General features: G+C 63.9%; 15 protein-coding genes. 7 read left to right on the plus strand and 8 right to left on the minus strand.

Annotated elements, in window-relative coordinates; translation table 11 throughout:
• Positions 1-63: 63 nt before the first annotated feature.
• The 5 genes from ABIB99_RS07955 to ABIB99_RS07975 are packed head-to-tail and all read right to left on the minus strand — an operon-like array spanning position 64 to position 6,155.
• Complete coding sequence (locus ABIB99_RS07955; protein ID WP_014494995.1) at positions 64-969, minus strand: HpcH/HpaI aldolase/citrate lyase family protein; 906 nt, start codon at positions 967-969, stop codon at positions 64-66.
• On the minus strand, positions 966-2,228 hold the full coding sequence (locus ABIB99_RS07960) for a CaiB/BaiF CoA transferase family protein (protein ID WP_028156065.1): 1,263 nt from the start codon (positions 2,226-2,228) through the stop codon (positions 966-968). The genes ABIB99_RS07955 and ABIB99_RS07960 overlap by 4 nt, the downstream gene beginning before the upstream one ends.
• Positions 2,212-3,315, minus strand: coding sequence for an ABC transporter ATP-binding protein (locus ABIB99_RS07965; protein WP_063983069.1), 1,104 nt, complete (start codon positions 3,313-3,315; stop codon positions 2,212-2,214). The genes ABIB99_RS07960 and ABIB99_RS07965 overlap by 17 nt, the downstream gene beginning before the upstream one ends.
• The gene (locus ABIB99_RS07970) at positions 3,308-5,047 is read right to left on the minus strand and encodes an ABC transporter permease (protein WP_063983070.1); all 1,740 of its coding nucleotides are present in this window, start codon (positions 5,045-5,047) and stop codon (positions 3,308-3,310) included. The genes ABIB99_RS07965 and ABIB99_RS07970 overlap by 8 nt, the downstream gene beginning before the upstream one ends.
• Positions 5,037-6,155, minus strand: a complete 1,119-nt coding sequence (locus ABIB99_RS07975; RefSeq protein ID WP_224517275.1) for an ABC transporter substrate-binding protein — start codon at positions 6,153-6,155, stop codon at positions 5,037-5,039. Before ABIB99_RS07975 ends, ABIB99_RS07970 begins: the two co-directional genes overlap by 11 nt.
• 102 nt (positions 6,156-6,257) lie before the next feature.
• On the opposite strand from ABIB99_RS07975, the gene ABIB99_RS07980 reads away from it, so the two are divergent.
• The gene (locus ABIB99_RS07980) at positions 6,258-6,932 is read left to right on the plus strand and encodes a GntR family transcriptional regulator (protein ID WP_063983072.1); all 675 of its coding nucleotides are present in this window, start codon (positions 6,258-6,260) and stop codon (positions 6,930-6,932) included.
• 63 nt (positions 6,933-6,995) lie between these two features.
• Here the strand turns inward: ABIB99_RS07980 and ABIB99_RS07985 are convergent, their stop codons facing one another.
• The 3 genes from ABIB99_RS07985 to ABIB99_RS07995 all read right to left on the minus strand — a co-directional run bounded on the left by ABIB99_RS07985 (position 6,996) and on the right by ABIB99_RS07995 (position 9,376).
• Positions 6,996-7,793 carry a substrate-binding domain-containing protein gene (locus ABIB99_RS07985; protein WP_354175401.1) on the minus strand — a complete coding sequence of 266 codons (798 nt, stop codon included), beginning with the start codon at positions 7,791-7,793 and terminating at the stop codon, positions 6,996-6,998.
• A gap of 16 nt (positions 7,794-7,809) precedes the next feature.
• The gene (gene queF, locus ABIB99_RS07990; protein WP_041960296.1) at positions 7,810-8,286 is read right to left on the minus strand and encodes a preQ(1) synthase; all 477 of its coding nucleotides are present in this window, start codon (positions 8,284-8,286) and stop codon (positions 7,810-7,812) included.
• 112 nt (positions 8,287-8,398) lie between these two features.
• Positions 8,399-9,376 (minus strand): Vgb family protein, encoded by a 978-nt coding sequence (locus tag ABIB99_RS07995; protein ID WP_354175403.1) that lies wholly within the window; start codon positions 9,374-9,376, stop codon positions 8,399-8,401.
• Positions 9,377-9,550: 174 nt separating this feature from the next.
• Between ABIB99_RS07995 and eno the strand changes: the two genes are divergently transcribed.
• The 6 genes from eno to ABIB99_RS08025 all read left to right on the plus strand — a co-directional run bounded on the left by eno (position 9,551) and on the right by ABIB99_RS08025 (position 15,522).
• Positions 9,551-10,834 (plus strand): phosphopyruvate hydratase, encoded by a 1,284-nt coding sequence (eno, locus tag ABIB99_RS08000; RefSeq protein WP_085404746.1) that lies wholly within the window; start codon positions 9,551-9,553, stop codon positions 10,832-10,834.
• Between the two features lie 34 nt (positions 10,835-10,868).
• Positions 10,869-12,008 carry a zinc-binding dehydrogenase gene (locus ABIB99_RS08005; RefSeq protein ID WP_085404612.1) on the plus strand — a complete coding sequence of 380 codons (1,140 nt, stop codon included), beginning with the start codon at positions 10,869-10,871 and terminating at the stop codon, positions 12,006-12,008.
• 110 nt (positions 12,009-12,118) lie between these two features.
• A complete protein-coding gene (locus ABIB99_RS08010; RefSeq protein WP_354175405.1) occupies positions 12,119-13,114 on the plus strand; it encodes an MBL fold metallo-hydrolase in 996 nt (331 codons plus the stop codon).
• Positions 13,115-13,304: 190 nt separating this feature from the next.
• On the plus strand, positions 13,305-13,856 hold the full coding sequence (locus tag ABIB99_RS08015) for an NADPH-dependent FMN reductase (RefSeq protein WP_135213772.1): 552 nt from the start codon (positions 13,305-13,307) through the stop codon (positions 13,854-13,856).
• Positions 13,857-14,028: 172 nt separating this feature from the next.
• A complete protein-coding gene (locus ABIB99_RS08020; protein ID WP_028149600.1) occupies positions 14,029-14,346 on the plus strand; it encodes an FtsB family cell division protein in 318 nt (105 codons plus the stop codon).
• A 216-nt stretch (positions 14,347-14,562) separates the two neighbouring features.
• Positions 14,563-15,522 (plus strand): helix-turn-helix domain-containing protein, encoded by a 960-nt coding sequence (locus ABIB99_RS08025; RefSeq protein WP_167767909.1) that lies wholly within the window; start codon positions 14,563-14,565, stop codon positions 15,520-15,522.
• The last annotated feature ends 10 nt before the right edge of the window (positions 15,523-15,532 follow it).

A 15,532-nucleotide genomic window follows, 5' to 3' on the forward strand; every position in this document is an offset into this window, starting at 1 on the left:
GCGCTCTATCGAATGTCCTTGGCCCCCAGAGACGGCGCTTCGCGCCGCGCTGGGGTGGCACAATCAACGAGGGCGATGCGCGCGGGCGGCGATTGCTTGCGCGCGTTCGAGCAGCGCTTCGGCGCGCTGCACGATCGGAATATCAATCATCTTGCCGTCGATGGCGAAGGATGCGCGGCCCTCGGCAGCCGCCTGCTTGTTGAGCGCAACGACGCGCTCGGCGTCCGCCACCTCCTTGGCGGAGGGGCTGAAACCCTCGTTCAGGATCGGCACCAGCGACGGATGGATACAGGCAGAGCCCACGAAGCCAAAGTCCGCAGAGCGCCTGACGATCCTTGTGTATCCTTCCAGATCGGAGAAATCGGCGACTGAGCCGATGGTGCCGAGCGGCATGATGCCGGCGGCGCGGGCTGCCTGCACGACCTGTTGCTTCGGCATCAACAGGGTTTCCTCCGTCGGCTTGGCGCCGATGGCGGTGGCATAATCTTCCGCACCCAGTGAAATGCCGGCCAGTCGCGGGATCGATCGCGCGATCTCGTGAGCCCTCGAGAGAGGACCGGGCGCCTCGATCAGGCCGACAAACCAGATCTTGCCGATGGGCAATCCGCGCTCGATCTCCAGTCTGGTCACCATCTCGTCGAGCAGGCGCAGATGCTCGGCGCCTTCGACCTTGGTGATCTTGATCGCGTCCACGCCGGCGATGACAGCTGCTTCCAGATCGGGCACCGCCAATTCGAGCGGCTGGTTGATCCGCACCATGACATCCGAACTTCCGGTGTCGCGAAAGCGCTTCACGATGCCCGGGATCAGCTTTCGAGCGTTGGCCTTTTCAGCCAGCGGCACGCTGTCCTCGAGATCGATGATCAGCGCGTCCGCGCCGCGCTCGACGGCCTTGACGACGAACCGCTCGACGTTTGCGGGTACGAACAGCGCAGAGCGCCAGACCGGGAATTTTCGTTCAACTGTCATGTGCTGGTTTCCTTCACAACGCCCGAGGCGAGGGCGGCATCGATGTCGTCAGGGCTGAGGCCGGCTTCGGCCAGGATGGTGCGGCTGTGCTGACCGAGGCGTGGCGCAGGCGTCCGGATGCTTCCGGGAGTCTCGGACAGGCGTACCGGGACGGCGTGCATCGGGAACGTTCCCATGTCCTCGTCGGGATAGTCGGCCAGCAGTCCCCGGGCCTGCACGTGGCGATCGTTCATCAAGCGGACGGTGTCGTTGACCGGGCCGATCGTGACCTCGGCCGCCTCGAAGAAGGCGACGTTGTCGTCGACCGTTCGTGTCGCGATGAAATCGCCGATGATCTTGTCGAGTTCGGCGACATGGACGAGCCTCTGCTCGTTGGTCTTGAACTTTGGATCCTCGCAGAGCTCCGGGCGGCCGATCGAACGCAGCACCCGCATCGCCATGCCTTGCGTGGATGCCGACAGGCAAACCCAGCCGCCATCGAGCGTGCGGTAGACATTGCGCGGTACCGAGCCGCTCGAGCGGCTCCCGCTGCGCGGCTTGACCACGCCGGTCAAACGGTAATTTGCCGCCTGAGGCCCGAGCGAGTTGACGATCGGATCGAGCAGCGGCAGATCGATCACCTGTCCCTTTCCGCCGTTGATCTCGACTTCCCGCAGCGCCGCCATCGCAGCGAACGCTCCGGTGAGACCGGACAGGGCATCGGCCAGATACATAGGCGGCAATACCGGCTCACGATCGGGGAAGCCGTTCATCTCGGCGAAGCCGGAGAAGCCCTCCACCAGCGTCCCAAAGCCGGGCCGGCGATGGTAGGGGCCGGTCTGCCCCCATCCCGATATGCGAACGATCACGAGCTTGGGCTCTAGCCGCAGCAGTTCCTCCGGCGAGAGCCCCATCTGCTCGAGTGTGCCGGGACGGAAACTCTCGACCAGCATCGCGGCGCCGGGAATCATCTTGCGGATCAGCGGCACCGCTTCGTCGTGACGGAATTCCAGGCAGATGCTGCGCTTGTTGCGCGAATGGATCTTCCAGTTGGTTTCGACACCCTTGGTGCGCCAGCCGCGCAGCGTATCGCCTTCGCGCGGCTCGACCTTAATGACGTCGGCGCCGAAGTCGGCGAGATGCTGGGTGAGCAGATTGCCTGCGACCAGCCTCGAGAGGTCGATGACGCGGAGCCCTGTCAGCGGGCCGCGGACACCGGGGGTGTAATCGGCCTGATGCAGTCCGCTTTCGGGAGAGGTGGCGTCAGTGGGATTTGCCATGGTTCCGTTCTGTAAACAGGATGCCGCCGGTGACAGGCAGCCACAGGCGCAACTGGCGGTCAGTCGTTGCCTCCTGGGTTTCGATGCGGATCTGATTTCCGCCGACGCTCAATCCGATTTGCCATCGGCCGCCAACATAGGAATGGCTGACCACGTCGGCTTCGACGATCGAACCTCCGATCGCCTGATCGTTGGCCGCCGCCAGGCGCATCTGCTCGGGGCGATAGGCAAACGTGACCTTGTCGCCGAGGGATGGACGTTTGTCGGACTTGATCAGAACGCGCTGACCATCGGCGAGACTGACCAGTGTCTGTCCATCGCCGTCGGGCGCCCCGACCACGTCGCCGTTGAGGAAATTGGTCGTTCCGATGAAGTCGGCGACGAAACTGTCTGCCGGCCGCGTGTAGATCTCTTGGGGCGAGCCGATCTGGCTGATGCGGCCGCCATTCATGACCACGATGCGGTCGGACAGTGCCAGCGCTTCGACCTGGTCGTGCGTCACGTAGATCGTCGTCAGGCCGAGACGCGTGCGCAGTTCGGCGAGCCAGGTCCGGGCGCGGTCGCGCAGCTTTGCGTCGAGATTCGACAGGGGCTCGTCGAGCAGGAGGATTTCGGGCTGGTAGACCAACGTTCGCGCGAGCGCGACACGCTGCTGCTGGCCGCCCGAGAGCTGATGCGGATAGCGGTCCTGAAAGCGCTCCATCTCGACGAGAGCGAGACTCTCCTCGACGCGGCGCCTGCAGTCGGCGGTCGATACCTTGCGCAGCTTGAGCGGAAACACGACGTTGTCATAGACCGTCATGTGCGGCCACAAAGCGTAGCTCTGGAACACGAGCCCGCAATGGCGCGCTTCCGGCGGCAGGAAGATTCCCTTTTCTCCGTCGAAATAGGTCTTGTTGCCGACGCGGATGCGTCCGCTCGTCGGTTGATCCAGTCCGGCAATGGCGCCGAGCGTTGTTGATTTGCCGCACCCCGACGGCCCCAGCAGCGTGACGAACTCGCCATCGGCAACGTGGATGTTGACGTCGTCGATCGCTTTGACCGGTCCGTACCGCTTATGCAGGTTCTCAATCAGCAACTCAGCCATAAAGCTTCACTCCGAGAAAAGCGCGCGCCGCCGTGACACAGACGCCGATCACCAGGATCTGGATGGTCGCCAGCGCGGACACCAGACCGACCTCGCCCTGCGTCCATGCCTGGAGCAGCGTGGTCCCGATCACTTCGCTGCCGGGTGCGAACAGGAAGATCGCTGTCGTGTATTCCTTGAAGAACGTGATGAAGAGGATGATGAAGCAGGCAACCAGTGCCGGCCGCAATAAAGGCAAAACGATGCGCCGGCTCGTCGTCCACCAGTCCGCGCCCTGCGTACGGGCGGCGCGATCGAAATCCGGGCTCATCTGCAACAACATCGGAGCAACCGCACCGAGCCCCACAGGAATGAAGTGCATCGTGAAGGCGGCAACCAGAATCCAGATCGTGTTTCGGAGGCCGCCCAGGCCGGGCACGAGCGCAAACGCATAGAAGAAGCCGATGCCGGCGACGACGCCTGGCACGGCGCGGGGAAACAGCGCGATATAGTGCAGCGCGCCACGCCAGCGGAAGTCGGACCGCAGCACGATGATGGCGATCAGGGCGACCATCGCAGTGGCGACGACGCCACCGACCGAACTGACGATCAGCGAGTTCCAGATCGAACGCGGGTAGACCGGGTATTCGAGCATGTTGGCGAAGTTGCCGAGCGTCAGCACCTCGCTGATCGGCACCATCGGCGACAGCAGGCTCGTGAAGGCGCGCAGCAGCAGCGCGCCGATCGGCATCACGACAGTTGCGGTGATGTAGATCGCCGAGACGATGCAAAGCGGCCAGCGCAGGTTGTTCAGGCGGAAAGGGCGCGGTCGCGTGGCCTTGCCGCCGAGCGTGACGAAGCGCCTTGTATTGCCGAGCAGGCGTCCTTGTAGCCACACCAACACGCAGACGACGGCAAGCATCAGCGCGGCAGCCGTTGCCACCAGCCCGTGATCGGGGCGGGCCGACGCCACGCCGTTGTTGTAGAGGAACGTGGTCAGCACAGTGATGCCGGCGGGATCGCCGAACACCAGCGGAATCGCGAGGAGCTCCAGTCCCACAGTGAAGTTCAGCACGGCACTATAGGCGATCGCCGGCATGAGGAGCGGCAGCGTGATCCGCCACAAGGTCCTCAAAGTGCCGGCGCCGGTCACGCGCGCGGCTTCCTCCAAAGTCGGATCGGTGATCGAGGCCGACGACATGCAGTAGATGTAGGCGACCGGTGCTTGCGAGACGCCCGCGATCATCGCCATGCCCGGCAGGGAGTAGAGATTCCATGGCGCGCCGTCGAAGATCGACTGAACCAGAAGCGTGAGGTAGCCGGCCGGTCCGTAGATCGTGTACCAGCCGAACGACAGTACCAGCGCCGAGAGATAGATCGGCCACAGGAAGAGCTCGCCAAACAACCGCGCAAACGGCATGTCGGTGCGGCCGAACAGCACCGCCGCCAGCGTGCCCAGCGTCTGCGAAATCACGGTGGTGAGGGTGGCGAACACGAACGTGTTCCAGATGACGAGCGCGAAGCCGTCGGTGCGAAGCAGGCGCCCGAAATTGCCCAGCGTCAGTTGCTGGCCGGAATCGTAGAGCGCACGATCCAGGAAAGATTGATAGAGAACGGGAAGGAGAGGCGCTGCGATCAGGACAATTGTCAGCAGCGCCATGCCGTACTGGATGACGGTATCGCGGCCGGGCAGCGGCTTCGGCAAGGCGTCCGCGACCGACGACCCCAGCGCGCTGCTTGCGTCAAGCGACATTGAAGGTCTTTTTCCAGCGCGCGAGGAAGCTGTCGTAGTCCCGCACCGCGTCCCGATCGTAGCCGATGTAGCAGATGTTCTGCTCGCCGACGGCTTCCACGATCGACGAGTAGGTGTGGCGGATTCCGTCGCCCGGCTTCACACCGGGGCGTGCCGGCGTCAGGCCGCCCCGTCCGAATGCGCGCTGACCGTCCTCCGAGACGACGTAGTCGAGCATCAGTTTTGCTGCGTTGACGTTCTTCGATCCCTTCGGAATCGCGATGCCACGCAGCACGACCGGCTGACCGTCTCCGATGAAGCTCCAGCCGAGGATCTTTGCCCGCGCCGGATCGTTCAGGCGCGGCCAGAAGGTGATGGCCGAAACGAAGAAGCCCATGGTGTATTCGCCGGAGGTGACCTTCTCGGTCATTGGGCCGCCGGAACGCTCGAATCGGGGCGAAAGCTTTGCAAGTTGGGCGAACCAGTCCCAGGCCTTTTCGCCGTGCTTCTTCACGAACGCGTAGCTGATGCCGTAGCCGAAAGTCGTTTGATGCACGCCGTAGCTGGTGATGCGGTTGCGCCAGGTCTTCTCGTTTGCGACCGCAAGCTCGACGAACTCGGCAAGTGTCTTGGGACGCTTGCCGTCGGCCACCAGCGTGTTGTTCCAGATCAGCGCCATGGGGTCGGACGAGACGGTGTAGACGCCGGGAAACGGCTTTGACCAATCCGGCCAGGCCTTCGCTTCAGGCGATACGTAGTCGAGGACTTCACCGCGCTCCTGGAAATCGATCCATCCGCCCGGATCGGCCGTCGCGATGAGGTCGCAGGTGCGACTGTTGGTGCTCCGCTCGGCCAGATATCGCTCGAAGCTCTCGCGGGAGGCGGGGAGATCCAGGGTTTCGACCTTGATCTTCGGGTAGAGCTTGTTGAAGCCCTCGATCACGGGACGCCAGTTTTCTGGCGACATAATCGAGTAAATGAGGAGGCTGCCCTCGTTATGAGCGTCGTCGATGATCTTCTGATAATTCTCGGGATACCCGTTCGGCGCCGCCTGGGCCGTGCCCCGGAGCCCCATCGTGGCGCCGAGAACCGACATCACCATTAAGCTTCTACGATCGATGCCCGACATCTACTGTTCCTCCGGCCGCCGCGATTTGTTATGCACATTTATTGGCGCCAATTTGTGCGCAATAGTATTGGCAAGTCAAGCGCTCCAAAAAGGGAAGCAGCCATGAAAGTACGGAAGGAGCAGAAGAGGCTGTTGGCGGCTGAAATCGGTGCCGCCATCCTGCAAGGCGATTACCGGCCAGGCGAATGGTTGCGCCAGATCGACCTGGAAGAAGCCTTCGCTGCCAAACGGTTTGACGTCCGGAGTGCGCTGACCCAGCTTGCCGCAAGCGGGATGGTGACGCATGTCGAAAATCGCGGATACCGGGTTGCGCAACCCGACTTGAACGTCGTTCGCGAGATATTGGCGATCCGCACGCTGCTCGAAGTTGAAGCGGCAAGGCAGGCGCTACCGAATATCGGCCCCGACGAACTCAAGAAGATCAAGCAGGCTCAGCAAATCTTCGAAGATGCTGTGGCGCGCGGCAGCAAGGCGGATCAGGCAAATACCAACGCAGCCTTTCACGATGAGATCTATCGCCATGCAACGAACCAATCGCTCGCCAGCCTCATCGTGGAAATCAGAAATCGCGCCAGACCAGGGCCGATTGCTTTGTGGCCTTCGAACGCCGAGCTGCAGAGAAGTGCTGCACACCATGTCGAGATCGTCGATGCGATCGAGTCTCGCGATCTCGCCGCGCTCGTTGCAGCAGTGCGACGACACATCGTCGAATCCGGCGCCAACTATCCGGCGCGCGATCTCGGTCCGGTCAAGAAGACCTCGGCAGCCTCCGATTGACTAAGAGTGGCGAAGCCAATCTGTTGAGGGCGTATCAGGAGTAGCGCACGGAGTAGGCCTGCCTCAATTCGCGCCCCCAGCCGGGATCGGCTCCATGCCGCTTGCGATGATCACGTCGCGGGCGGCGGGGGAGGCGAGGAACTTGATCAAGGCACGGCCGGCTTCGGGCTCCTTCGAACCGGCCGCGATCCCGGCCGAGAAGATCGTGATCTTCTGCAATTCGTTCGGCAGCGGTCCCACGATATCGATGCCCTTCACGGGCTTCAGCTCGCTGATCTGCTGGAAGCCGAGCTCGGCCTCGCCGTGTGCGACGATCTCGCCGACCGGCGTTGCCGGAATCTTTCGTGCCTTGTCCTTCATGACGTCGGCGATGTCGAGCTTGTCGAACATCTCGGTCGAGACGTAGACGCCGCTGGCGCTGTCGGAATAGGCGATCGTCTTCGCCGCCAGCAGCGCGCGCTTGACCGCCTCCACCGAGCCGATGTCCGGCTTCGGCGCACCCGATTTCACGGCAACGCCGATCGGCGATCTGGTGAGGTCGACCTGGCTGCCGGCCACGACCTTGCCCTTGCCGGCGAGGTCGGTGAGGGCATAGCCCACCATGATCAGGACATCCGCGGGTTCGCCGCGCTCCAGCCGGACCGGGATCGCATTGGTGGTCGTCCCCATCGACGGCCCATATTCCGTCAGCACTTTGTTGCCGGTGGCCTTCTCGAATTCCGGCACGAGCGCCTTGTAGGCAGCCGTCAATCCGCCCGAGATCATCACATGGACCTCGGCAGCTTCGGCCGCGCCGGTCAGCCACAGGACGGTTAGAACGCCGAAGGCAATGTTGCGGAATGTTGCTGATATCGATGTCATCGTCATTCGTCTCCAACTAACCCCGTCCGCGATACGGCGCGACGCCTTGCTCTGGCACCCACAATCCCTTCGGCACGCGGCCGGTCTGCCAGAACACGTCGATCGGGATGCCGCCGCGCGGATACCAGTAGCCGCCGATGCGCAAGAACTTCGGCTTGATCTCGCTCGCGATGCGCTTGCCGATCATGACGGTGCAGTCCTCGTGGAACGCGCCGTGATTGCGGAAGCTCGCGATATAGAGCTTGAGCGACTTCGACTCCAGCAGCCAGGGGCCGGGCGCGTAGTCGATCATCAGATGCGCGAAATCCGGTTGTCCCGTGACCGGACAAAGCGAGGTGAATTCCGGCACGGTGAAGCGCACCAGATAGTCCGTGCCCTTTTGCGGATTGGGCACGCGGTCGAGCTGGGCTTCTTCCGGTGTGTGCGGCCATTCGACCGCACGGCCGAGCTGGAGGGATTTCTTCGCCATCGTCGTCACATCCTGTTCGAGCATGATCCGGAAAAGTGGGCACCGGTTTTCCGAAAGATCATGCTCAACTAAAAAACCGGAGCGCGATAAGATCGCGCTCCAGAGGGTGCCGGGATGGACGCAAATGTCGCCGTCGTCAACCGGCCGCGATCGTCTGGATCATGACGATCCGGTCGTTGCCGGACTCGCAGCCCCAGAGCTCGCCCGGGCGGCCGTCGAGCTGGCGCACATTGGCATTGGCCTTGTCGCTGGCGAAAACGTTGAACCGCTCCGTCGCGGGATCGAAGCGGACGATGGCATTGGCGGAGAAATCGGTCAGCCAGACCTTGTCCTTGTCGTCGACATAGACGGCATAGGTGCGAGGGCGATCGCCCGGCAGCTTCCAGGTTTTCCAGGAGCCGTTGGCGGGATCGTGCACCGAGACGTGACCGCTGTTCCACTCGCTGACCCAGATCCGGCTTTGCGAATCTGACCAGACCCGCCGCGACCCCTGGCTCGGCGTCGGCGGCTCGACGATGGCAGCATTGCCGGTCGCAAGATCAATCTTCGCGATGTAGCTGCCGGCCAGCGAGGCGTACCAGACCTCACCCCTGGGCGTCACCGCGATGCCGTAGGGGCCAACACCCCTGGGCGCCCTGAACACGTCCATCTCGCCCGATCCCGGCTTGAGCCGGCCGTAATAGCCGGACTGGCCGGTGAACCAGTAGGTACCGTCCTTGTCGAACACGCCGGTGTTGAGATTTGCGGAGGCGAACTTTTCGGGCAGGCGGAACAGCGTGACCTTGAGATCGCCGGGATCGACCCGGGCGATCGCGTTCTGGCCGCCCTCGGTGATCCAGGGGGCACCGTCGGGGCCGATCGTCACGCCGTGCGGTGCGGCGCCCTGGCCGAGGCTGACTGTCTTGAAACTGCCATCCCGGGGGTCGAGCCTGCCCAGCATGCCCTTGCCCTGCGCCGTGAACCAGACCGTGCCGTCGCGAGCGGGGGCGAGGTCGTGCAGGCCGATGCCGGCGCTGATGGGGAAATATTTTGTCCGGAACAGGCCCTCCTGCGCAAAACTTGGGCGGACGGCGAGGAGGGCAGCGCTCGAGGCAAGAAACTGGCGGCGGTTCATGGCGTTACCCCGACTGTTTCAGATTGAGGTTGGACGCGCAGAGCAGGCGACTTCAAGGATAGTCCGAGCCTGCTCGCGCGTCAGTCGAAGCACACCGTCCAAGCGTTCACATTTGCTTGCGGCCCGTGTAAGACCCCCGGCACCGATCAGCCCTAACGAACGGAAGTGCACATCATGACCGCCATCATCGACATCATCGGCCGCGAAATTCTCGACAGCCGTGGCAATCCCACCGTCGAGGTCGACGTCGTGCTGGAAGATGGTGCGCTCGGCCGTGCCGCGGTGCCGTCCGGCGCCTCCACCGGCGCCCATGAGGCGGTGGAACTGCGCGATGGCGACAAGGCCCGCTATCTCGGCAAGGGCGTCACCAAGGCGGTCGGCGCCGTCAATGGCGAGATCTTCGAGGCCCTGAGCGGCCTCGATGCCGAGCAGCAGGCCCAGATCGACCAGATCATGATCGACCTCGACGGCACGCCGAACAAGAGCCGGCTGGGCGCCAATGCCATCCTCGGCGTCTCGCTTGCCTGCGCCAAGGCTGCCGCAAACTCGCTCGACATGCCGCTCTATCGTTACGTCGGCGGCACCTCGGCGCGTCTGTTGCCGGTGCCGATGATGAACATCATCAATGGCGGCGTGCATGCCGACAATCCGATCGACTTCCAGGAGTTCATGATCCTCCCCGTGGGCGCGTCGTCCTTTGCCGAGGGCCTGCGCTACGGCGCGGAGGTGTTCCACACCCTGAAGTCGGAATTGAAGAAGGCCGGCCACAACACCAATGTCGGCGACGAGGGCGGTTTCGCCCCGAACCTGCCGTCGGCGGACGCCGCGCTCGAATTCGTCATGAACGCGATCGGCAAGGCCGGCTACAAGGCCGGCACCGACATCGTGATCGGCCTCGACTGCGCCTCGACCGAGTTCTTCAAGGACGGCAAATACGTCTATGAAGGCGAGGGCAAGACCCGCTCGATCTCCGAGCAGGCCAAGTACCTCGCAGACCTGGTGTCGCGCTATCCGATCGTGACCATCGAGGACGGCATGTCGGAAGACGACATGGACGGCTGGAAGGAGCTCACCGACCTCATCGGCAAGAAGTGCCAGCTCGTCGGCGACGATCTCTTCGTCACCAACGTCAAGCGCCTGGCCGAAGGCATCAAGGCCGGCCGCGCCAATTCGATCCTGATCAAGGTCAACCAGATCGGTACGCTGACCGAGACGCTCGCTGCCGTCGAGATGGCGCACAAGGCCGGCTATACCTCGGTGATGTCGCACCGCTCCGGCGAGACCGAGGATTCCACCATCGCCGACCTCGCGGTCGCCACCAATTGCGGGCAGATCAAGACCGGCTCCCTTGCGCGTTCGGACCGCACCGCCAAATACAATCAGCTCCTGCGCATCGAGCAACAGCTCGGCAAGCAGGCGCTCTACGGCGGCAAGGCGGCATTGAAGGCGCTGGCATAAGCCGGCGCTCCAGCTAGGACAGGGGAGGATCGACATGAGCGACGGCAAGACCGGACTGCAACTGCGTTCGCTGATCAAGAAGAGCGGTGAACTGGAAATCTCGCTCGTCGACGTGCCGACTCCCGAGCCCGCCGCGGACGAGGTCGTCGTCCGCGTCGAGGCGGCGCCGATCAACCCGTCCGACCTCGGCCTTCTCGTCGGCGCGGCCGATATGAGCACGGCGAAGGCGTCCGGCAGCAAGGACGCTCCCGTCATCACCGCGAAGGTGCCGGAGGGCGCGATGCGGGCGATGGCCGGCCGGCTCGACGAAGCCATGCCGGTCGGTAACGAAGGCGCGGGCGTCGTCATCAAGACCGGCTCGTCGGATGCCGCGAAAGCATTGATGGGCAAGACCGTCGCCATGATCGGCGGCGCGATGTACGCGCAGTACCGCACGCTGAAAGTGCGCGAGTGCCTGCCGCTGCCGGCGGGCACCACGCCGGCTGAAGGCGCCTCCTGCTTCGTCAATCCGCTCACGGCGCTCGGCATGACCGAGACCATGCGGCGCGAGGGGCACAAGGCGCTGGTGCACACCGCGGCCGCCTCCAATCTCGGCCAGATGCTGAACAAGATCTGCATCAAGGACGGCATTCCGCTGGTCAACATCGTGCGCAGCAAGGAGCAGGCCGACATCCTGCACAAGATCGGCGCCAAATACGTCGTCGATTCCACCGCACCGAGCTTCCTCGGCGATCTCACCAATGCGCTGGTCGAGACCGGCGCCACCATCGCCTTCGATGCCATCGGCGGCGGCAAGCTGGCCGGCGACATCCTCAACTGCATGGAAGCTGCGATCAACAAGACCGCCAAGGAATACAGCCGCTACGGCTCCAACGTGCACAAGCAGGTCTACGTCTACGGCGCGCTCGACATCCGCCCGATCGAGCTGCCCCGCGGCTTCGGCATGGCCTGGGGCGTCGGCGGCTGGCTGCTGTTTCCGTTCCTGATGAAGATCGGGCAGGCGGACGGAGCCAGGCTGCGCCAGCGCGTCGTCGACGAATTGAAGACGACCTTCGCCAGCCACTACACCAAGGTGGTGTCGCTTCAGGAGGCGCTCGATCCCGCCAACATCGCTGTCTACGCCAAACGGGCCACCGGCGAAAAATTCCTCATCAACCCAAATAAATCTTCGTGATGTGCCACGGCACACCATCCAAAGAAGGACTTGCCTTCTGAGCGAAGCGCGGGAAGATTTGCGCCGCAATTGAAAGCGGGGCAACCGCAAGCAAAGAAGGGGACACTTCCATGACTGATCTGAATCGCCGCGACCTGCTCGCGGGCGCTGCCGCTATGGGCGCGGCGGCCGTAACCGGACTTGGACCGACCACCGCCAGTGCCTCGGTGCCGCAAAGCGGGGCACAGGCGCCCGGCTTCTATCGCTACAAGGTCGGCAGCTACGAGTGCACCTCGATCAACGACGGCGCGCGCACCTTCCCGATGCCGGACAAGTTCGTCGTCAACCTGCCGAAGGAGGAAGCGCTGGCCGCGGGCGAGGCGGCGTACATGCCGAAGGGCATGGTCACGGTGCCGTTCAATCCCCAGCTCATCAACACGGGCTCCAAGCTGGTCCTGATCGACACCGGCAACGGCGTTGCCAATCTCGAGCCGAGCAAGGGCGCGGTCGGCCGCACGCTGCAAAACCTCCAGGCCGCCGGCGTCGACCCGAAGAACATCGACGTCGTGCTGCTGTCGCATCTCCATCCTGATCACACCAACGGCATTCGTCTGGCCGACGGCGCGCTGGCGTTCCCGAATGCGGAGATCATGGTGCCGGCGAAGGATTGGGAGTTCTGGGCGAGCGACGAGAACGCGGCCAAGGCTCCGAACGACATGACGAAGAACTACTTCGCCAACGTGAAGAAGACCTTTGCCGGCCTCGAATCCAAGGTCACGAAGTACGAGTGGGGCAAGGAGGTCGCCCCGGGCATCACCTCGATCGCGACGCCCGGCCATACGCCGGGGCACACCTCGTTCGCGGTGGCCTCTGGCGACAAGAAGGTGCTGATCCAGTCTGACGTCACCAACATTCCGGAGTTCTTCCTGCGCAATCCGGATTGGCACGTGGCGTTCGACAACGACGGCGCGATGGCGCAGGCGACGCGCCACAAATTCTACGACATGGCGGCAGCCGAGAAGGCGACCGTGATCGGCTTCCACTTCACCTTCCCCTCGGTGGGGCATGTCGAGAAGGACGGCGCGAAATACCGCCTGATCCCGTCGGCCTGGAATCCGACGATCTGAACCGAGCCAGGGGTTTGCGAGAAACGTCAGGCCGCCTTCGGGCGGCCTGATTGTTTTTGGATCGTAGCGACCATCTGCTTTCGAGAAACTCAGCGTTTCCAAACAAAACCGGTTCATGCACTTGCATCCATCGACCCGGATCGCTTAAGTGCCGCCCCGGAACTTCCGCTCAAGCCCCCAAGGACAATCCATGGCCTACAACATCGTCGTGATCGCCGGCAGCCTGCGCAAGGACAGCTTCTCGCTGAAGGTCGCCAACGCGCTCGCAAAGCTCGCGCCGGCCTCGCTCAAGCTCGAGGTCATCACGCTGGCAGGCATCTCGTTCTTCAACCAGGACCTCGAGGGCGCGCCGCCCGCGGACTGGCTGGCCTTCCGCGAGAAGCTGCAGAAGTCGGACGGCGTCATTTTCGTCACCCCCGAATACAACCGCGCCATCCCGGGTGTGCTGAAGAACGCCATCGACGTCGCCTCGCGCCCCTACGGCAAGAGCTCGTTCAACGGCAAGCCGGTCGGCATCATCTCGAACTCGCCGGGCCCGCTCGGCGGCGTCAGCGCCGCCAAGACGCTGCAGAACATCCTGCCGGGCATTGCCGGACCGATCCTGCAGCAGCCGGAGATCTATCTGAACGCGGTCGGCGATGCCTTCGATGCGGAGGGGAACCTGACCAAGGAATCTCTGAAGCCCGTCCTCCAGGCCTATATCGACGCGTTTGCTGCGCACGTGGCCAAACACCACGGCTGACGTCTTTCTTCGTCATGGCCGGGCTTGTCCCGGCCATCCACGTCTTGGCTCGTGGTGACGAAAAACGTGGATGCCCGGCACAAGGCCGAGCATGACGGCTGGGGGTAGGGACTGGAACGCGAAGGGGGAAGCGATTAGCACTCCCTTAACCAACCTGCCGCATCTTCCCAAGATGGTCTCCCGCGCGCGCCTGAAATCGATCCTGACCGGCCTTGCCCTCTATGCGATGGCGGCCGCTATCGTCGGCTATTTCGGCGTCAACGCCTACACCGGCAAATACGGCCTCAACGCCCGTCAGGAACTCGACCAGGAGATCATCGCGCTGACGAGCGAGCTGGCCCAGCTCAAGCGCGAGCGCGCGAAGAGCGAGCAGCGGGTGTCGCTGCTGCGGACGTCGCGGATCGATCCTGACATGCTGGACGAGCGGGCGCGCTATCAGCTCGACTATGTCAATCCACACGATCTCGTTCGGATGATCCCGGCGAAGTAGCGTTTGCCGCTGCATTCGAAACCGGCATCGAAAGCCGCTGCCGAAATCCGACAATCGTGTAGCAATTCTACCGAAAGTCTTAGGCTTGGAACCGGGCTGCCGCCTTGACGGCAACGCAGCAACGGCCCCATGGCTTCTGCCGCCGTCTGCCTGAGTTGACGCAGATCAACCGGGCCATGCCGGCGCAGCCTAGACTGCCACCCGGAGGAAACAGTGATGAATGGGCCAATGTCCCGGCATCACGCGGCCCGCGTCGAGGCCGCCATTGCGTCAGGCCAGGCCGCGCGCTCCGCGCTGGTGGCCTCATGGCGCCGTTCGTCCCGATTGCATCATCTCGATCCCGCCGGTCGTAGCGCGCCGATGCGGCTGAGCGATGTCGAGTTGCGGCAGGCGCGCGAGCGCGTCGCGCCGCTGCTCGCCGCCGCGCAAGGCGCGATGGACCGGCTCTATCAGGCGGTCGGCGCGAGCGGCTGCTGCGTGCTGCTCGCCGACGGCGCGGGCGTGCCGGTCGACCGCCGCGGCACAGCGGTGGACGATGCGACGTTCCAATCCTGGGGCCTGTGGACCGGCGCGCTCTGGAGCGAGGATCATGAAGGCACCAACGGCATCGGCACCTGCGTCGTCGAGCAGCGCCCGCTGACGATCGACCGCGACCAGCATTTCTTCACCCGCAACACGCTTCTGAGCTGCACCGCCGTTCCGATCTACGACCACGAGGCGGCGTTTGCGGGCGTGCTCGACGTCTCCTCCTGCCGCGCCGACCGGACCGATACGTTTTCCAATCTGATCGCGCTCGCGGCAGGTGAGGCGGCGAGGCGCATCGAGGCCGATCTGTTTCGCCGCGCCTTCGCCCATGCCCGCATTGTGCTGACGCAAGGCGCGGACGGCCAGGCCGGCGGCCTCGTCGCGGTCGATGCAGATGATCTCGTGATCGGCGCGACCCGGTCCGCGCGGGTGGGACTCGGGATTGCGCCCGGCCGTCCCTTGCAGCCGGTGCCCGCGGCTGACCTCCTCGGCGGCGAACCCGCGCATGACCATCTTGCCGGCGGCCAGCGCGCGGTGTTGCAGCGGGCGCTGCTGCGCGCGGACGGCAATGTTTCGGCCGCCGCCAAGGCCCTCGGCATCAGCCGTGCCACGCTGCACAGGAAGCTCAAGCGGTTCGAGCTGAAGCACTGAGGGCCCTTGC

Source organism: Bradyrhizobium sp. LA6.1 (genome assembly GCF_040547805.1).
Taxonomy (GTDB): domain Bacteria; phylum Pseudomonadota; class Alphaproteobacteria; order Rhizobiales; family Xanthobacteraceae; genus Bradyrhizobium; species Bradyrhizobium barranii.